The following is an 18,077-nucleotide window of genomic DNA, read 5'->3' as shown; positions in this document are numbered from 1 at the left end:
ATCTGAAGCAAGTTCAGATTGACAAAATTAGGTTACTTTTTATTATAAAGTTTCTTGTAACCAATTTTTAAAATCGAAAAAGTTTTGAGGCGCTACACCGTGACCTACTGGATATTCTTTATAATCTATTGGTAAACCTAAATTTTCAATAAATGGTTTTGTTTTTCTTGCCCAATCTACTGGAATAACTTGGTCGACTGTTCCGTGAGACACATAAAATTGTAAATGTTTATTATCTTTTTAGTATAGTCTTCAACTATGATTTTATCGTTTAAATAGCCGCTTAACATCACTACTCTGCTAATTTTTTCAGGATATGATAATGCTACAGCACAGCTTAAAATTGCACCTTGACTAAATCCTATTAAAGTTAATTTTGAAGCATCAATTGGATATTTTTCGCATATTTCATCTACAAAATTTACAATACTATCGCGTGATTGTTTTGCCTGTTCATCATCTGAAAATTTATTTTCATCTGCGTCGAAATAGATAGCATACCAAGCATGTCCATAAGGTTGCAAATCGTAAGGTGCTCGTGCAGATATTACAAAATATTCGCTAGGTAATTCACTAGCAAAAGAAAATAAATCTTCTTCATTACTTCCGTATCCGTGTAATAAAATTAAAACAGGATTTTTTTCTTTTATTTCTTTTGGCTCGCGTACAAGGTGATATAAACTCATATTTTTATTTATAGATTTTTAAAAAGTTTTTGGTAAAATTCTCCAACTAGTGGAACCGTTCTTTTATCGCCACTTAAACAACCTACAAAACCATAAATCCAAAGAATAAAAATAAACAACCAAAAAGCAGAAGAAACCATCCAACTATCAAAATATCCAATAAAATAACCTAATAAAAAATAAGTTAATGATATTCCTAAAGCTTGACGAATGTGAAAACTAGCAAACTCGCTTTTATTTTCTTCTTGATTCATAAAAATGGCAACTATACTTCCTATTATCGTAATATAAGCCACAATTGCTGTTGTTTTTCCTTTTTCTATATCGTTCATTTTTTTATTAATTGTTAATTATTAATTGTCCATTATTCATTATCCCGATTGCTTTACCTTTCATATTTTGACCTAAGAATGCTGAATTTTTAGACTTACTTAAAATATTTTCTTTAGTAAACGTCCAATCCTCATTTGTAGTAAATAAACTTAAATCGGCTTGATTTCCAATTTCAATATTTGGATTATTTACATTAAAAATTGATTTAGCTGCTGTTAATTTTTCTACAATTACTTCAGTTGGTAAAACGGTTTGCAAAGCTCCAAATGCACTTTCTAAACCAATGGTTCCATCTTTAGCTAAATCGAACTCTAACTTTTTATGCTCAATATCAATTGGATTATGATCGGAAGTGATACAATCGATTACTCCGTTTTTAACAGCTTCAATTAAAGCTAAACGAGTAGCTTCATCTCGTAATGGAGGTAATACTTTGTAACGAGAATCAAAACCAGTTAAAACTTCGTCATTTAAAACTAAATTATGAACCGCCACACTACAAGTTACTTGTAAACCTTTTGCTTTAGCTTCTTTTATTAACTCAATTGATTTTTGAGTTGAAATCGTTGGAATATGTAATTTTCCGCCCGTGTATTCTAAAAGAAATAAGTTTCTTGCAATTTGTAATTCTTCGGCAAGAGTAGGAATACCTTTTAACCCTAATTTGGTAGAAACAATTCCTTCATTAACTATTCCTTTTCCTTTAATATTTGAATCTTGACTGAAGCCAATTACTAATCCGTCAAAATCTTGTACATACTGAAGTGCAATTTTAAATAAGTTGGCATTACTCATCGATTTCTGATAATCTCCAAAAGCAATTGCACGAGCGTTTTTCATATCAAAAAGTTCTGCTAAATCTGTACCTTCACTTTCTTTTGTTAGAGCACCAATTGGATACAAACTCACTGCATTATTTGATGCTTTATTTAAAACAAACTTTACTAAAGCTTGGTTATCAATAATTGGTGCAGCATTTGGTTGAAGTGCAACCGTAGTAAATCCGCTTTTTGCAGCGACATTTAATCCGTTTACGATAGTTTCTCTGTCTTCATAACCTGGTTCACCAAAACTAACTGAACTATCCATCCAACCTTGAGAAACATGAAGTCCGTTTATTTCAACAACCTCGTCTGTGTCTTTAGTTTCTATTTTAGAACTTATAGCTACGATTGTGCCGTTTTCTATTTTAATATCTACTTTTTGATTATGAAAAGAACTTGATTTATCTAGTATTGTTGCTTGTTTAAGTACGACTGTTGTCATTTTACGAATTTTTGGATTAGTAGTTCAATAATTAAAAATAGTAGTGTTGTTGCTAAAAACCATTTCCAAAGCACTGTATCTAAACGTTTTGAATACATTTCATCTAGTGCTTCTGAAACTGATTTTATAGGTGTAAAGTTATCAAAATTTAGAGTATTATTTTGAACACAATTACTTTCGTTTTTAGGATAATTAAAACTTATTTTGGAGATTTCCTTATCTTGTTGAATAATATTATAATTTCCCGCCACTTCAGGATAATCTTGAAAAGTTAATTTAACTTTATTCGTAATAATTTGCTGAATAGGAATAAAACTATAATTTTTATTTTTAACAGTTACCACTTCATCTTTAGCCAAACTTGTATTTAAAATTAAATTACTATTTTGTCCTATCTCAAAAGTTGATGAAGTTGCATTTAATTTTGAAAATGCCATTTTATAAAATGTTGGCACAATAAGTGGAGAATTTTGAAAATTGCTATTCTCTTTATTTAGAGCACTTGAAAACAAAAATAAATTACCAACTTTGTTTGAAAGTGATGCTAAAAATGGTTGTCCGTCAGAAAAAGTTAACACATTAAAAAAGTTTCCTGAGAATTGAAATCCAGAATTCACTTTTGGATATTGAAAATTAGATACCGATTTCTCAAAAACATTTTCATACAAGGGATGCTTAAAATTGATTTTGGTAATTTCTTTTTCGGTATTAAAAGAACTAACAATTTTTCCGTTACCAAACTTTTGCAATAACGCATTATAATCTTCTAGATTACTATCTCGATTTGGCACCACAACAATATTTCCGCCATTTTGATAAAAAACTTGTAGGGTATTTAACAACGATTGTGGCAGATTTGTAAGCTCGTTTAAAACAATACAATCTTGATTTTCAATTTTACTAAAATCTAAAGTTTTTAAAGTAGAAAGTTCTAAATTGAATTCTTTATTTGTGTAAATCTTATTTAAAAAAGTAGCATTTGATTCACTTGAAACCACTAAAACATTGCTTTTATCGGGTTTAGCTAGTGTAAAATAATACGTATTATCAAAAGTTAAACTCTTATCATCAATTACGACAGTTCCTTGCATTTCTTTTTTAGGAACCGACACCAAAATTTCGGCTTTATTTTTAGCAAATTCAACTTGCGTTTTAGCAATTACCTGATTGTCTTCAAAAATGGAAAGTTGCACTTTATCTTCAAATTCTCCATAAGATTTTAAATCAATTTTAATATCATACAAGTTGTCGCTTTCATTTACAATTGACATGTTTTCGATACTACAATTGTATTGCTTTTCCGATTTTGGTAACCAAAAATAAACGTTACTTTTTACTTCATTCAATAAACTCGAAGGTTTTACTTGAACTCCGTCTGTAATCACAATATAATCTACAGGAACATTTGGTTTCGATAACGTAACTTGGTTTACTAAATTATCAATTTCAAAAGGTAAGTAAGTATACGATAATTTTTGTAAATCTGATTGTATAGCGTGTTTATCAACATCCCAAAAAGCAACAGAAGGTGTAACTATTGAAAATATTTGATTTTCATCTACATTTTCTAAAATATCTTGAACAGCTTTTTTTAATAATTCACCATTTTCTCCTTTTGCTTGCATCGAAAACGAATTGTCTAAAAGAATAACTAATTCGTTCTGTTTTTGTTCGCTTTCTTTAGCTTCAAAAAAAGGTTGCGCAAAAGCAAAAATTAAAAAAGCAAATAATAACAAACGCGTTGCTAACAACAACCATTTTTTAATTGTACTCGTTTTATGCGTTTGCTGTTGAAGTTCTTTAAGTAATTTAACGTTTGTAAAATAAGTTTTCTTAAAACGTCTTAATTGAAACAAATGCACCAAAATTGGTATAACCAAAAGAAATAAAAAGTAAAGAATTTCCGGATGTTTAAAGTGCATTTACATTATGTTGCTATTCAGCTTTCAAAAGTACAAATAAGATTATAAAATTGAAAAATACTGAGTCACAAAAAAATCCCTTTCGGGATTTTTTATGAATTATCTGATTTATTTGTATTGATGCCAAAAATAGTATAAAGCGGACAAAAACTTATTAAAGTTGAACCTGCTAAAACTATTCCTAACAAGGTTAATATCCAAGCATAAGGACTATCGACAACTCTAAAAAAATCTAATGAAACCAAAACGATAGCCAAAATAATGCGAATCATCTTGTCTGTTTTTCCAATATTTTTTTCATTTTTTTTTAATTTTAAGTTGTACTAATTTACTGAGAATTTATGAACTTCACAATATTATTAGTCGTTTTTCTTTTTTCCGTTTTTAAACTTAACCGCCTGAACTACTGGTTTTTTCTTTTCCACAAAAACTTTTTTCTTTGGTTTAGGTTTTTCGGTAACCTTTGGTTTATCTGTCTTAATTTCTTGTTTTTTGTGAGTAGCTAAGACTTCCATTGGCACTTTCGGACTTTCTTTGGTTCCTCTTAAATAAACAACCAAACCGTTTAAAAAATTTCGCAATACTTGATCGCCACACTCCATGTATTTTGGGTGTTTTTCATCTCTGAAAAAATTCCCCAACTCGCCTTTCGACATTCTGAAATCTACTAATTGTAAAATTTCAACAATTTGGTCATCACGTAATTGTAGCGCAACTCTAAGTTTTTTGAATATATCGTTATTTGTCATTTTGTTTTTTATTGATATTTTGTCATTATGAAAGAAACATCGTCTATTGAAGTATCTTTTTTGAGATGCTTCGACAAGCTCAGTATGACAGATAATAATTTATTAAAATAATTTTTCAAAGATATTCATTTAAACTGAAGAATGTGTATTTTTACTATAACAAACTATTTATAAACATGGAAGATTATCAAGAACGTATCAGTTTATTGCAAGAAATGATTGGTTTTGCATTGGTTGATGGAGAACTTCATGATCGAGAATACGATTTTATTCAAATGGTTGCTCAAGAATTAGAAATTGACAACGAAACTCTTCATAAACTTTTCGACAAGAAACATGAAAAAGTAGTTATTAAGGATGAGTTTAATCGTGTTTTACAGTTTTATCGTTTAGCTCTTTTAATGCATTGCGACGGCGTTTTACATGAACGTGAGCAGATGAAAATCAACGAAATTGGAATAAACATGGGATTAAATCCTTATGCTATGAAAAGAGTTTTACATCTTATGAAAAACTCTGATTCTGGATTAATTGATCCTCAAACTTTACTAACTGTTTTTAGCGAACAGCATAATTAGTTTTTTGTTGTTTGTTTATTCGTTAATGTGTTAAGGTGTTGATTTGTTGATTTGATTTTTTGTCATTAGCTACGCTCTGTTTGGTAAACCTCGAGTCCGAGCGAAGCGTGGGAATCTTTTTATAATTTGTTTATTTGATGAAGTACTTTTTATATTTTGTACTAATACTATTTATTTCCTGTAATAAAAAAGCGAAAACTGAAAACGATTATCTTAAGTTTTCAGAATTACTCATTAGTAAAATTAAAACCAAAAATTTAGAGAATATTGATAAAATGTTTAATGAAATTGATGTAATAAAATCAATCAATCATATCTCAGATTCTTTAGGATATAAAAATGAAACTGAAAGAAAAATTTTTCACACAAAATTTGATTTTTCAAGACAAGCTTCACAATATTTTAAAAACATTTCAAAGGAACTAAAAGGTAAAATTGAAATTACTAATTATTATTTTGAAAACAATGAATTTCATGCTGTAATATGTTCAGAGTTAGAAGAAAATATAGAAGGAACAGAACTAATTCTTATCGAGAAAAATGGGAAAATTCTGATTGACAATTATCTTTCATATACAACTGCTTTAGATATGAAAAATAATTACGTTGATTATGCATTGTATAAACTTAATGATCCTGACTTTAGCTACTCTAATAAATTATTAAATAAATGTTTAAGTCTATCCAGAAATGGACGCGATAATGAAGCTTATGAATTATTTATGCAAATCCCAACGGAACATGCCTTAATGAGTAATTTTTTGGTAGTTAAATATAGAATTGTTAGAAATCTGATGCAAGAATTAGACCCAAATGAAGTTGACGACACATATATTCAAATAATCTCTTCTAACTTTGAAAATAAAGGATTTCGATATAATAAAGCTAGAGAATATTATCACATTTTTGGCAATGATAGCATTGCAGAAATTTATAAAGATTCTCTTTTTAATTTGATAAAAGACAAATATTTTATTAGAAAAATATTAGAAAAACAAAATATCGAATCAACGCATTAACATCAAAAAGACGCCATTAAAGTTAAGTAACCAATTATTAAGACCAATAAAATTCCGACTAAAGGCATTACAAATTTTAGCCATTTATCGTAAGTAACATTTACAATCGCTAAAGTGGCTAATATAAGTCCGGTTGGATTTATAAATGCAAATAATCCTTGTCCCAATTGATAAGCATCTACAATTATTTCTCTACCCAAACCAACTGTATCTGCTAAAGGCGCCAAAATAGGCATGGTTAAAACAGCCATTCCTGAAGAAGATGGAATAAAAAAAGATAATCCCGAATAAATTAGCATCATCATATTAGCAAATAAACCTTTATTCATACCGCTTGTTACGTTACTTGCATGAAATAAAACGGTATCGATAATCATTCCTTCTTCCATTATTACCGAAACGCCACGAGCAATTCCAATAATTAATGCAACTCCTAACAAATCTGATGCACCTTTAATAAATTCGGTTACAAATTGTTGTTCTTTAATTCTTAAAAGCAATCCAATTATTATAGCTCCAGTTAAGAAAACAGCTGTCATTTCTTCGAACCACCATTCTAATTGTGACACTCCGTAAATCATTATTACAAAACACAACAAGAAAATAATTAAGGCAAATCTTTGAGGTAAATTTAAAGTTTCACTTATAGTTTTATTTGAAAAATAATGCTTTTCAATTGCTTCTTTTTGATTATAAATAATTGATTTTGATGGATCTTGTTGTACTTTTTTACCGTACCAAATGATGTAAGCTATGCAAACCAAAGTTCCAATTACAAGAAAAATAATTCTAGACGTTAATCCTGTAGTCCAATTTATTCCTGCAACGTTTGAAGCAATAATAGTAGAAAATGGATTAACCGTTGAAATCATGGTTCCAATACTAGAACCAATGTAAACTGAAGCTAGAGCAACCATTGCATCATAGCGTGCTCTTAAGAAAACTGGAATTAATATAGGATAAAAAGCAATCGTTTCTTCAGCTAAACCAAAAGTAGTTCCACCTAATGCAATTAGAATTGTAATGATGATAATGAGTAAAAATTCTTTTCCTTTTAGCATTTTTGCCAAACTTGAAATTCCTGCGTCAAATGCTCCAGAAAAATTCATAATCCCAATTGCACCACCTAAAACTAAAACGAAGAAAATAATATCGGCTGCTTGAATAATTCCTTTTACGGGCGCTTTTAAAAATGAAACAATTCCTTGTGGTTCACTTTCTAAATAATAAAATGTATTGGGAATATTTATGGGTTTCCAAATTTCACCTTTTGTAAACTTTTCTAAAGGAATTTTTATAGCTAATGAATCTAATGTATATTGTGTAGCTTTTAAATTAATTGAAGTTTCCTTTCCTTTTAAAATAAACTGATTACTATCGCTAGTATAAGCTAATGTTTCATATTTACCTGAAGGTATTATCCAAGTTAACAAAACAGTAATCGCTGTAATAATAAGTAAAATGGTTTGAGCTGTAGGAAACTTAATTTTCATTTTTTGATATGTATTTAACCGCTAAGTTCGCAAAGTTTTTGCAAAGAATTATAACATTTAATTGCCAAGGTAAAAGTAGCTTTTTACTTTATTAAGCTTACTCTTTAATTGTTAAGTTGTATTTTTCTAATAATCCTTTAATATTGTCAACCGAAAAAATAGCTTTCTTCATTTTATTTTGCTCTGGGTCAATTGTAAAATTAAAGCTTGTAGAAAAATCAGTCTTTTGAAGATTTGTTTTAAAAAAAACAGTTCGTCTTAAATCGCAATGATCGAATACTGCTTCAGATAAATCGGTTTCCATAAAATCGGCTGCTACTAAACTACAAGCTGTAAATCTTATCTTTTTTAATTTTAAACTATAAAACTTTGTGTAATCTAATTGACAATTAGAGAAATTAAAATAATAAATCACTTGGTCTGTCATTGCAAAATTTACATTCGTAAAATCGCAACCTTCAAATTCAACTCCACGTAATGAGACATAATTTATTTTTGTATCGTGAAAGTTACAATTTTTAAAAACACAATCTATAAACGTAACACTTAAAAAAATACATGCTGTAAAGTCGCACGTATCAAAAATACAATTTTCGAATTCTTTAAACTTTATATCATTTTCGTTAAAAATCTTATTTGAGTAGTTTGTTTCTCTGATGAAATCGCTCATGTTTTAGAATTGTTCTCGACTCCGCTCGAACTGACAAACAAAAAATGTGTCACATCTTGCGCAATAAAATGTTATTTCTTTTTACGTTTAGCTGCTCTCTTAGCATCTACTGCTCTATTTCTTGGAGCGGTTTTGCGAGGCGTTCTTTTTCCTGGTCCACCTAGGTTAACCTTTTTATTTTTATCTTTCTTCTCGTGAAAAGCTTCTCCTTTTTCTTCCCTTTTAATTGGTTTTCCAATAGTTTTAAACTTTCTTCTATCTTTTTCAAATTCCAATTTCTTTTCAGCAACTTCAATTGAATCTGGTGTTTCTAATACTTCAATTTCTTTATTCATTAAAAGTTCCACAGCAATTAATTGTTCTTCTTCATAAGGAGCAACAAAACTTACAGCGATACCTTCTTTATCGGCACGACCTGTTCTACCTATTCTATGAATATATTGTTCGGGAACATCTGAGAATTGAATATTAAAAACATGTGTAATATCTGAAATATCTAAACCACGCGCCATAACATCAGTAGTAATAATTCCTCTTAACTCAGAATTTTGAAAAGCGCTCATTGTATTCAAACGATAATTTTGAGATTTATTTGAATGAATAACACCAAATTGACCAGGAAAAGCTTCATCTAATACTTCAAAAACCACATCGACTAATCGTTTATTATTCACAAACAATAAAACACGCTCAGTAGTAGTATCGTTTTCTAATATGTTCTTAAGTATGTTTAACTTTGTTAAAAAATTTGGCGCATTATAAAGATACTGACTAATTTTTTCTAATGGAGTTCCACTTGGTGCCAATGAAACTTCTTCTGGAAATTCAAAAAATTCATCTAAAACATCATCTACTTCTTCCGTCATTGTAGCTGAAAAAAGTATATTTTGACGTTTCGTTTTCATCATTGACAAAATTGAAGTTAACTGATGTCTAAAACCTAAATTCAAAATCTCATCAAACTCATCGATTACTAATTTTTGTAAGGTATCAAAACGCAAAACACCATCTAAAGCCAAATCCATTGTACGACCAGGAGTTCCTACTACAATATCAACTCCATCTGCAACATTTTTTCGATGTGTATTAATATTAGTACCACCAAAAATTCCTGTAACTCTAACCGACATGTATTGCGTTAATTTTTCAACTTCCTCAACAACTTGCACGACAAGTTCTCTAGTAGGAACCAAAATTAATACACGAGGTGAATCAGTAGCTTGAAATTTCCATTGTTTTAAAATGGGCAACAAATAAGCAAAAGTTTTACCCGTACCCGTTTGGGCTATTCCCATCATATCTCTACCTGAAAGTATAACTGGAAATGCTTTTTCTTGAATAGGTGTTGGCGCTGCAAAACCTAATTCATCAATAGCTTTTTGAAGTGATTTTGGTAAATCTAATTCGGTAAAAGTTTTCATTTTTTGCTTATTTATCCTGCAAAAATAGTGTTTTTAATTTTTACAAGTTAAAGCTAAATAAGAAAAGAAGTTTATTGACCGCTAAAGAAAAGTACAGTACTTAAAGTCTTTATAAAAATTTTTACATCTAAAAAAAGTGATCGATGTTTGATGTAAAACAAATCGTATCGTAATTTCATTAAACTATCTTCAAGGTTTTCTCCGTAAGGATAATTAACTTGAGCCCAACCTGTAAGCCCAGGTTTTACAACATGTCGTGTTTTATACAACGGAATATTTTCTGCAATTTGTTCCACAAAAACTAGACTTTCTGGTCTTGGACTGGAAAAAACGGTCAAATTGACCACCACTTTCCAGTCTAAATTGACCATCGATTTCGGTGCAAACTGACCACCCAATTCCAGTCCAAATTGACCACCTAAATTTTAGGATAAATTAGCCATTAAAAACAGTTACTTTTTTTCATGTTGTTAGCCCATACATTCGTACAAAAAATACGGATTATGGCAAACAAAGTAACAGACATGAGTAAGATTAGAAAAGTAATTAAATTTCACTGTAGCGGTAAGAGTAAATTGTTTATTAGCAATTACTTATCGTTTTCAAGAAATACGGTAAAGAAATACATTTCTTTATTTGAACTTCTAGGCTTAAGTTTTGAAGCTATTGATGCCAAAACAGATGCCGAACTTGAAGTTTTATTTTCGCAGAATACGGTTGAAACCATAGATCCTAGACTACAAAAGCTTCATGATTTTTTTCCACAAATGGAGCGCGAACTCAAGAAAGTTGGAGTTACAGTTCAACTTATGTGGGAGCGATATATTACTATACATCCTGATGGTTTTAAGAGTTCTCAATTTAGACATCACTTTAAAATATGGAGTAAACGCGTTAATCCAGTAATGCACATGAATCACAAAGCAGGTGATAAAATGTATGTGGATTATGCTGGAAAAACACTTTCTATAGTTGATAAAGATACAGGAGAGATTAAAGAAGTGCAGTTTTTTGTTGCCATATTAGGCGCAAGTCAACACACTTATGCAGAGGCATCAATGAGCCAACAGAAAGAAGATTTTGTCACATCGGTAGAAAATGCTATGCGTTTTTTTGAAGGCGTTCCAGCGGCAATTGTTCCAGATAATCTAAAGTCAGCTGTGATTAAAAGCAGTCGTTTTGAACCTACAATTAACGAAACCTTGGCCGATTTAGCAGAGCATTACGAAACCACTATATTACCTGCAAGAGCTTATAAACCAAGAGATAAATCATTAGCAGAAGGAGCTGTGAAAATCTTGTATCGAAGAATTTATGTACATCTAAAGCAAAAACAGTTTTATAGCTTAGAAGAATTAAACCAACAAATCTGGGATTTATTAGATATTCATAATCATAAAAAGCTCACAGGAAGACCGTATTCTCGCTATGAATTATTTATGGAAGACGAGAAGCAAAAACTACGTCCATTACCTCAAGAACGCTTTGAAATTAAGTACCAATCCTTTGCTACAGTAATGCAAAATGGTCATGCATTGTTGAGTCAAGACAAGAGTTATTACAGTGTTCCGTACCAATACGTGAGGAAAAAAGTAAAACTTTTGTATACCAAAACTACGGTTGAAATCTTCTACAAATACAATCGAATCGCCATTCATCCAAGAAATTATAAGCCTTATGATTACACGACTATTGCGGAACATTTAGCTAGCACACACCAGTTTGTTGCTGATTGGAGTGCTAGTCGGTTTATTGATTGGGCAAGTAGTATTGACCAAGCAGTAGCGGATTATATCATCCAAATTATCGAAAGTAGAAATCATCCCGAACAAGCATATAAAAGTTGTTTAGGCATATTAAACTTTGAGAAGAAAGTCGGAAAACAACGATTAATCAACGCTTGTAAACGCGCACTCGATTTTAGGATTTACAGTTTTAAAGCCATCCAAAACATTTTGGAAAATAACTTAGATAACGCTGATAATGAGCAAGAAGAAGAATTTGAATTACCCAATCACAACAACATCAGAGGTAAAAACTATTACAAATAAATTAAAACCAAATACTTATGAATGAAATCACTACAACCAAAATGAAACAAATGAATCTTTATGGAATGCATAATGCTTTTAAAACCGCCATCGAAAGTGGAAAAACAGATCATTACACGCTAGACCAATTTATCGCCATGCTCATTGATGCCGAATGGGATGAAAGGCACAATCGTCGTATTGAGCGAAGCATAAAAAACGCTCGATTCCATTACAAATCCAATATTGAAAATATCAATTTTGATGCTTCACGCAATCTGGATAGAAACCAAGTTTTACGATTAGCAGCGTGTGATTTTGTTGAGAAAAATCATAATGTATTAATTACAGGAAGTACAGGAGTAGGCAAAAGCTTTTTAGGAACTGCATTAGGTTATCAAGCATGTATTCAAGGATACAAAGTTAGTTATTACAACACATCTAAGTTGTTCGCTAAGCTAAAGATGGCAAAAGCAGATGGTTCTTATCTAAGAGAATTAGCTAAAATAGAACGACAAGACGTCATTATATTAGATGATTTTGGTCTTCAAGCATTAGATAGTCAAAACCGAATTACACTTTTAGAAATCATCGAAGATAGACACAATAATGGTTCTATAATCGTAACTTCTCAAATACCAGTTCAAGGTTGGTACGATATAATTGGAGAAAAAACCATAGCTGATGCCATTTTAGACCGACTTATACATCAATCCCATCGTATTGAATTACAAGGCGAATCCATGAGAAAGAAAAGAGGAATCAACAAAGAGTAATTTTAGTATATTTGAATCACAAATTAACACAAGAAAAAAAGTAGTTTTTAATGAAAAATGGAGGTGGTCATTTTGCTCCGAAATTAGGTGGTCATTTTGAATTGGAATCAGGTGGTCACTTTAAATTGGAATTGGGTGGTCAATATCACTGGAATTTGCAAAATAACCTCTAAAAATAGCAATAATAGCTAATAACCCAGTAGACAAGTTCAATAGCGTAATAGCGTTTGGAATGTGTTTTTTAATTTGCATATTAAAAATTTAGAATAATTATTCAGGCTTTATATGTACAATTTTTTTCCTTTTAATACAACCAAATCACTATTCATTTGTTTCTTGAATAAGATTAATTTTTCATAAACTTTGTCCATACCTGCTAAAATCTTAACCTGTTGTTCTGATATATTTTTATTTTTTTCATAATAACTTTTTAAAAAATTAAACTTTTGTTCGTTTAAAACGATAAGAGATGACATTGTTGATTTTGAAACTATTAACTCCGACTTCATTTGAGAATTATCAAAAATCATCAATTCATCGACAATAGGAATATAAATTGAAAATAAATTCTTAATTCCATTGATATACCTTCTCTGAATAACATCTTTAGGAATATCATGACCTCCCTCCAAAACTCGTGTTGCCACTCTTTCTTTTGCCAAATCTATAGTCTGCAACCAGAAAAAGAGCAAAATAACGGTGTAGCCTTTATTTTTTGCTAATAAAATTTTATTTTTATAACTCTTAGTTGCTAAAGTAGTTTCAAAAGCAAAACTTAATTCATCTTCTAATAAATTATTGATTCGACTAATCATGATTCTACCAGCTTCAACAGCTACCTTATCAGGTTGAAATGGCGACAAACCTTTTGCAATTTCATCAGCGTTAACAAATTCTTTACAATTTAAAATCTCTGGTAATATGGTAAAAGACGCAGTAGTTTTACCCGCACCATTACATCCTGCAATTATGTAAAGATTTTTATTTACCATCTCAACAAATATACCATTTTCAAATTATAAAAATAATCTACTATTAATTTCGAACAAAGGTAATACAATAAGTTAATACTTTTAGTGTTTATTATTTGAGAAATTTATTTCATCTTTGTTAAAAAAATTGGCATTGAAAAAGACCATTTTACTTCTTTTTATTTGTTTTTGCGGGACAACCTTTGGACAAACGACACGAAAATATTCAAATGAATTCTTGAATATTGGAGTTGACGCTGCAGCCCTAGTATGTCTAATGCTGTCGTGGCACATACAGGTGATGTAAATTCTGGATATTGGAATCCGGCAGGATTATTAAAACTAGAAGACAAGCAATTTGCAATTATGCATGCCAATTATTTTGCGAATATTGCGCAATATGATTATGCTGGTTTTGCCATGCCAATAGACGATAGAAGCGCCGTGGGAATTTCAATAATTCGTTTTAGAGTTGATGACATTTTAAACACTACGCAACTTATCGATAGTGAAGGAAACATCGACTATAACCGTATTTCTCTTTTTTCAGCTGCAGATTAAGGTTTAACCGTCTCATACGCTAGAAGTTTACCAATTGAAGGTTTAAATTATGGAGTAAGTGCAAAAGTTATCCGAAGAGTGATTGGAGATTTTGCAAATTCTTGGGGATTTGGATTGGATTTAGGAATACAATATATCAGTGATGATGAAGATTGGAAATTTGGTTTAATGATTCGGGATATTACAACAACTTACAATACTTGGACCATTAATGAAGAAAAATATCAGGAAATTGCTGATGCCATTCCAGGAGAGAATCAAGAATTACCTGAAACAAGCGAAATTACATTACCTAAAGCGCAATTAGGAATGTCTAAAAAATGGATTATTCGTTATGATTATAGTTTGTTAGCAGCAACTAATTTAAACATGCAATTTGCTAGAACAAATGATTTAATCTCAACTAACGCTGTAAGTATTGATCCAGCTTTAGGGTTAGAATTTGGCTACATTGATTTGGTTTATCTTAGAGCTGGCGTTGGAAATTTTCAACAAATAACTCAAATTGACAATTCCAACATATTAAGTTTCCAACCTAATATTGGTATTGGATTTAAATACAAAGGAATTCAAGTAGATTATGCATTAACTGACTTAGGCAATCAAAGCGCTGCCTTATATTCCAATATCTTTTCACTAAAAGTGGATTGGGAATTGTTTAGATAATTCTCATCAGAAAAAAGACAAAAGAACATAGATAATAGAACTCGAATGATAAAAAAATTACTTTTCCTATTTCTTTTACTTGGAAAAACAATTTCTTATTCCCAAAACATCACACTTTCTGAAAAGGCAAAAGTTAGTATTTTAACTTGTGGTCTAGGCCCTGAATCGTATGCTATGTATGGCCATACTGGAATTCGAATTAAAGACAGTTTAAAAGGAATTGATATAGTTTATAATTATGGTGCATTTGATTTTAGCACTCCAAACTTTATTGGAAAATTTGTTAAAGGTGATTTACAATATTTTGTTACTTATGGGAATTTCATCGAATTCTATTACAATTATCAATACGAAAATAGAGAGATAATTGAACAAGAATTAAACCTTACACCTTTACAAATTCGTGATTTACATCAGCAATTAAATCAGTCTGTTTTTAGTGAAGAGCGTTTTTACACTTATAAGTTCATTGATCGAAATTGCACCACCATGGTTGTGGATAAAATAAATGGCATTTTAGGGAAGGAATACATAAAATCAAACACAACTAACCAATCGTATCGGGAAATATTATATCCTTATATGACTGATTTTTACATGAAATTAGGAATACAATTGATTTTTGGTACAAAAGTAGATGAACCTGCTACCCGCTTATTTCTTCCATACGAATTTAAAGATGCTATTTCTGCGACAAAAGTTAATGGAAATCTGATTGAAAAAAACAAGGCAACGCTTCTTAAAGTTACCCAATCAGAATTGCCTTTTAATTGGCTTAATTCTATTTATTCGTTGATTACCATTTTGTTAATTTTAGTATTTTTAAACAAAAAATGGATACAAATTAGCTACTTTATTTTAGCTGGAATTTTAGGTGTATTCTTTTCTTTAGTTGGTTTGTATTCCTTACATGAAGAAGTATTATGGAATTATAACATATTATTATTTAACCCGCTTTTATTAGTTTTTGCTTGGTATCTTAAAAAAGGAATTAAAGATAGAATTGTTTTATTTGGGAAAGTAATTTTAGCCTTATTGTTAGTGTATTTAGCCTATATGACTACAAAAATTCACTTTGAAATTGTATGGCCTTTTATCGCCTTACATTTTTATTGGATAGGAAAAATTATTTTACAAATAAAAAAGTAAAGCGAATACTTACATATGTTATTATGTAGCTGTAGATTGTATCATTATGAAATTATTGAAGATAATTTAAAAATGCCTCTTGCCTTCTTTTAGCAACTGGTATTAATACTCCGCTAGAGAGTTCACAATACAACTCACCTTTTTTTTTGATTTTTACAATTTTTTTTACGTTTATGATATAAGAGTGATGAATTCGAAAAAAATGATGCTGTAGTAAAGCATCTTGGTATACTCCTAAATTTTTTACTAGAAAGTACTTCTTTTTTATTTTCTAAAATGAATTGCGTGTATTTTCCATCGGCTTTACAATATAAAATATCATTAATTTTAATCAAATCAATTTTATCAGTTGACGTAATTGGTTAAAATTCCACTATTCGTATTTTGAAATTGAAAATTTCTTTTTTGATTTGAACTAAAATTTTGAAAGTTCGTTTCCATTTCTATAGATTGTATTACTTTATAAAGGGAAACCATAAGAGCATTGGGTTGCAAATCGTCTAGCAAAAAATCTATTGCATTGCATTGAAATGCATCATAAGCTTTCTTTTTATCATCTGAAATACAAATAAATTTAGGAAGTGGGTTATCTACTTCTTTCAGTAAATAAAAGGAATTTAAATTTTCATCTGTTGGGTTTAAAAAAACCAAATCGGGTTGGTATTCATTAATTAGCTCAATAGCATCTTTCAAGTGTTCCACCTGTGCACAAATTGCAATAAGTATAGGATTTTCTTCTGCAAAATTTAAAAGCTGTTTTACAACTTCCGTATTGGTATCAATGATTATTGACTTTAATAATTTCATGTGTTAGTATTACACTATTTTTTAACTATTTACACTTGTAAGTTAACAAAAGTTTTTTGTTTTCAATAAATTATAAATGTAAGTATAGGGAAATAATTAATTTACGTGTGTACTTTTAACTTATGTTTTTTTTATTGTTAGCGATAAAAAAATAGGTCACATAAAATCCTTTATAAAAAACGAAGTAAAAATTTAATTTGGATATTTCCTAAATAAATTAAAAACAATTAATGAATGATATTATGTGAACATCCCAAATTAAAATTTACATCAAAACAGCTTTTTAATTAAAACCAATCGGAATGATATCTATTTTCCCCGATATAATAAATCAAACCAATCGATAAATTATAAAAATAACCTGTCTCGGATAATTTAGAATTATGAATTGGATATCCATCAAAACCATATAATTGTTTTAAATTGATATTATAGGTAAAATCTGTAACAATTGCAATTTTATTATTTATTCTATACTGAGGTGTAATCCCTAAACCAATAATATTTGTTTTCTCTGATTCGAATTGAGGTTGTAATGAATTTGCAAAACCAATAGAGCCATCCAAATGAATTAATACACCCAAATTATCTCTTGTCAGATAAGTTAAGCCTATTTTTTTTCCAGCATTATACACAAATGATGCTCCTATTGAATTATATTGTATCCCAATTACACCTCCAGGATCATTTACAAATTTATCTGATTTAAAAATTAATTTAGTACCTACATTTTCTGTAAACATATAGCGAAGCCCTACTTCAAAATGATTAAACCCAGAAAAGTTAGAATTAAATTGTTTGTTATAAGGCTGGATAGCCCCATTGTATCCATAATTCAATTCTAAAGAAACATTATTCAAATTGAATTGAGAATAAACAGTAGAAGTACAAAATAAAAAAAGTGCGATTGAAAAAATTTTTTTTACCATTAATAAGATTTTTGTAATAATAAATAACTTACAGAGACTACTTTGAATACG

At 29.8% G+C, this 18,077-nt stretch carries 17 protein-coding genes and 4 pseudogenes; 7 read left to right on the top strand and 14 right to left on the bottom strand.

The features are described 5' to 3' along the window. Nucleotides 1-42 precede the first annotated feature (42 nt). From GCU34_RS00270 to GCU34_RS00245, 6 genes and pseudogenes are all read right to left on the bottom strand, one after another. Nucleotides 43-686, bottom strand: a pseudogene (locus GCU34_RS00270) (alpha/beta hydrolase). An 8-nt stretch (nt 687-694) separates the two neighbouring features. Beyond that, complete coding sequence (locus tag GCU34_RS00265; protein ID WP_072780969.1) at nt 695-1,018, bottom strand: DUF4870 domain-containing protein; 324 nt, start codon at nt 1,016-1,018, stop codon at nt 695-697. A gap of 7 nt (nt 1,019-1,025) precedes the next feature. Next, on the bottom strand, nt 1,026-2,285 hold the full coding sequence (locus tag GCU34_RS00260; RefSeq protein ID WP_072780971.1) for a dihydroorotase: 1,260 nt from the start codon (nt 2,283-2,285) through the stop codon (nt 1,026-1,028). Beyond that, nucleotides 2,282-4,207 (bottom strand): BatA domain-containing protein, encoded by a 1,926-nt coding sequence (locus GCU34_RS00255; protein ID WP_072780973.1) that lies wholly within the window; start codon nt 4,205-4,207, stop codon nt 2,282-2,284. The genes GCU34_RS00260 and GCU34_RS00255 overlap by 4 nt, the downstream gene beginning before the upstream one ends. A gap of 92 nt (nt 4,208-4,299) precedes the next feature. Further along, nucleotides 4,300-4,497: a YgaP family membrane protein gene (locus tag GCU34_RS00250; protein WP_227658795.1), complete on the bottom strand. Its 198-nt coding sequence runs from the start codon at nt 4,495-4,497 to the stop codon at nt 4,300-4,302. Nucleotides 4,498-4,566: 69 nt separating this feature from the next. Continuing rightward, complete coding sequence (locus GCU34_RS00245) at nt 4,567-4,956, bottom strand: DUF1456 family protein (RefSeq protein ID WP_072780979.1); 390 nt, start codon at nt 4,954-4,956, stop codon at nt 4,567-4,569. 176 nt (nt 4,957-5,132) lie between these two features. On the opposite strand from GCU34_RS00245, the gene GCU34_RS00240 reads away from it, so the two are divergent. Then, entirely contained in the window at nt 5,133-5,534 is a 402-nt protein-coding gene (locus GCU34_RS00240) for a TerB family tellurite resistance protein (RefSeq protein WP_072780981.1), read from the top strand. Between the two features lie 137 nt (nt 5,535-5,671). Further along, nucleotides 5,672-6,553 (top strand): hypothetical protein, encoded by an 882-nt coding sequence (locus GCU34_RS00235; protein WP_072780983.1) that lies wholly within the window; start codon nt 5,672-5,674, stop codon nt 6,551-6,553. A 2-nt stretch (nt 6,554-6,555) separates the two neighbouring features. On the opposite strand, the gene GCU34_RS00230 is transcribed toward GCU34_RS00235, so the two are convergent. The 4 genes and pseudogenes from GCU34_RS00230 to GCU34_RS00215 all read right to left on the bottom strand — a co-directional run. Beyond that, a complete protein-coding gene (locus GCU34_RS00230) occupies nt 6,556-8,046 on the bottom strand; it encodes a YfcC family protein (protein WP_072780986.1) in 1,491 nt (496 codons plus the stop codon). A 97-nt stretch (nt 8,047-8,143) separates the two neighbouring features. Next, nucleotides 8,144-8,716 (bottom strand): pentapeptide repeat-containing protein, encoded by a 573-nt coding sequence (locus GCU34_RS00225; RefSeq protein ID WP_072780988.1) that lies wholly within the window; start codon nt 8,714-8,716, stop codon nt 8,144-8,146. Nucleotides 8,717-8,787: 71 nt separating this feature from the next. Further along, nucleotides 8,788-10,137, bottom strand: a complete 1,350-nt coding sequence (locus tag GCU34_RS00220) for a DEAD/DEAH box helicase (RefSeq protein ID WP_072780991.1) — start codon at nt 10,135-10,137, stop codon at nt 8,788-8,790. A gap of 71 nt (nt 10,138-10,208) precedes the next feature. Further along, nucleotides 10,209-10,457, bottom strand: a pseudogene (locus tag GCU34_RS00215) (sugar transferase); the annotation flags it as partial. Nucleotides 10,458-10,640: 183 nt separating this feature from the next. Between GCU34_RS00215 and istA the strand changes: the two are divergent. From istA to GCU34_RS14035, 3 genes are read left to right on the top strand one after another with little or no spacing between them, the layout of a single operon-like run. Beyond that, entirely contained in the window at nt 10,641-12,188 is a 1,548-nt protein-coding gene (gene istA, locus GCU34_RS00210; RefSeq protein WP_072780994.1) for an IS21 family transposase, read from the top strand. Nucleotides 12,189-12,205: 17 nt separating this feature from the next. After that, nucleotides 12,206-12,943: an IS21-like element helper ATPase IstB gene (gene istB / locus GCU34_RS00205; RefSeq protein ID WP_072780997.1), complete on the top strand. Its 738-nt coding sequence runs from the start codon at nt 12,206-12,208 to the stop codon at nt 12,941-12,943. Between the two features lie 50 nt (nt 12,944-12,993). After that, complete coding sequence (locus tag GCU34_RS14035) at nt 12,994-13,116, top strand: hypothetical protein (protein ID WP_262488944.1); 123 nt, start codon at nt 12,994-12,996, stop codon at nt 13,114-13,116. 237 nt (nt 13,117-13,353) lie between these two features. Here the strand turns inward: GCU34_RS14035 and GCU34_RS00195 are convergent. Beyond that, nucleotides 13,354-13,935: pseudogene (locus GCU34_RS00195) on the bottom strand (zeta toxin family protein); the annotation flags it as partial. A 133-nt stretch (nt 13,936-14,068) separates the two neighbouring features. On the opposite strand from GCU34_RS00195, the pseudogene GCU34_RS00190 reads away from it, so the two are divergent. Both GCU34_RS00190 and GCU34_RS00185 read left to right on the top strand, forming a co-directional pair. Further along, nucleotides 14,069-15,141, top strand: a pseudogene (locus GCU34_RS00190) (putative type IX sorting system protein PorV2). A gap of 45 nt (nt 15,142-15,186) precedes the next feature. Further along, nucleotides 15,187-16,290 (top strand): lipoprotein N-acyltransferase Lnb domain-containing protein, encoded by a 1,104-nt coding sequence (locus GCU34_RS00185; protein WP_072781001.1) that lies wholly within the window; start codon nt 15,187-15,189, stop codon nt 16,288-16,290. 52 nt (nt 16,291-16,342) lie between these two features. Here the strand turns inward: GCU34_RS00185 and GCU34_RS14345 are convergent, their stop codons facing one another. The 3 genes from GCU34_RS14345 to GCU34_RS00170 form a co-directional block, all read right to left on the bottom strand. After that, nucleotides 16,343-16,558: a LytTR family transcriptional regulator DNA-binding domain-containing protein gene (locus GCU34_RS14345; RefSeq protein WP_084656765.1), complete on the bottom strand. Its 216-nt coding sequence runs from the start codon at nt 16,556-16,558 to the stop codon at nt 16,343-16,345. Between the two features lie 77 nt (nt 16,559-16,635). Next, the gene (locus tag GCU34_RS00175; protein WP_072781004.1) at nt 16,636-17,097 is read right to left on the bottom strand and encodes a hypothetical protein; all 462 of its coding nucleotides are present in this window, start codon (nt 17,095-17,097) and stop codon (nt 16,636-16,638) included. Nucleotides 17,098-17,384: 287 nt separating this feature from the next. Beyond that, nucleotides 17,385-18,026: a hypothetical protein gene (locus tag GCU34_RS00170; RefSeq protein WP_072781006.1), complete on the bottom strand. Its 642-nt coding sequence runs from the start codon at nt 18,024-18,026 to the stop codon at nt 17,385-17,387. Nucleotides 18,027-18,077: the final 51 nt, after the last annotated feature.

Origin of the sequence: Flavobacterium haoranii (assembly GCF_009363055.1) — a bacterium.
GTDB lineage: Bacteria > Bacteroidota > Bacteroidia > Flavobacteriales > Flavobacteriaceae > Flavobacterium > Flavobacterium haoranii.
The sequence above is the reverse complement of the archived record's forward strand: the minus strand, read 5'-3'. Positions and strand labels throughout refer to the sequence as shown.

Excerpts from the sequence above, each read along its gene's own strand:
- GCU34_RS00170 (WP_072781006.1), bottom strand. The coding sequence starts at position 18,026 with ATGGTAAAAAAAATTTTTTCAATCGCACTTTTTTTATTTTGTACTTCT.
- GCU34_RS00230 (WP_072780986.1), bottom strand. The coding sequence starts at position 8,046 with ATGAAAATTAAGTTTCCTACAGCTCAAACCATTTTACTTATTATTACA.
- GCU34_RS00240 (WP_072780981.1), top strand. The coding sequence starts at position 5,133 with ATGGAAGATTATCAAGAACGTATCAGTTTATTGCAAGAAATGATTGGT.
- GCU34_RS00220 (WP_072780991.1), bottom strand. The coding sequence starts at position 10,137 with ATGAAAACTTTTACCGAATTAGATTTACCAAAATCACTTCAAAAAGCT.
- GCU34_RS00265 (WP_072780969.1), bottom strand. The coding sequence starts at position 1,018 with ATGAACGATATAGAAAAAGGAAAAACAACAGCAATTGTGGCTTATATT.
- GCU34_RS00185 (WP_072781001.1), top strand. The coding sequence starts at position 15,187 with ATGATAAAAAAATTACTTTTCCTATTTCTTTTACTTGGAAAAACAATT.
- GCU34_RS00225 (WP_072780988.1), bottom strand. The coding sequence starts at position 8,716 with ATGAGCGATTTCATCAGAGAAACAAACTACTCAAATAAGATTTTTAAC.
- GCU34_RS00175 (WP_072781004.1), bottom strand. The coding sequence starts at position 17,097 with ATGAAATTATTAAAGTCAATAATCATTGATACCAATACGGAAGTTGTA.
- GCU34_RS00235 (WP_072780983.1), top strand. The coding sequence starts at position 5,672 with ATGAAGTACTTTTTATATTTTGTACTAATACTATTTATTTCCTGTAAT.
- GCU34_RS00260 (WP_072780971.1), bottom strand. The coding sequence starts at position 2,285 with ATGACAACAGTCGTACTTAAACAAGCAACAATACTAGATAAATCAAGT.
- istB (WP_072780997.1), top strand. The coding sequence starts at position 12,206 with ATGAATGAAATCACTACAACCAAAATGAAACAAATGAATCTTTATGGA.
- GCU34_RS14035 (WP_262488944.1), top strand. The coding sequence starts at position 12,994 with ATGAAAAATGGAGGTGGTCATTTTGCTCCGAAATTAGGTGGTCATTTT.
- GCU34_RS00245 (WP_072780979.1), bottom strand. The coding sequence starts at position 4,956 with ATGACAAATAACGATATATTCAAAAAACTTAGAGTTGCGCTACAATTA.
- istA (WP_072780994.1), top strand. The coding sequence starts at position 10,641 with ATGGCAAACAAAGTAACAGACATGAGTAAGATTAGAAAAGTAATTAAA.
- GCU34_RS00255 (WP_072780973.1), bottom strand. The coding sequence starts at position 4,207 with ATGCACTTTAAACATCCGGAAATTCTTTACTTTTTATTTCTTTTGGTT.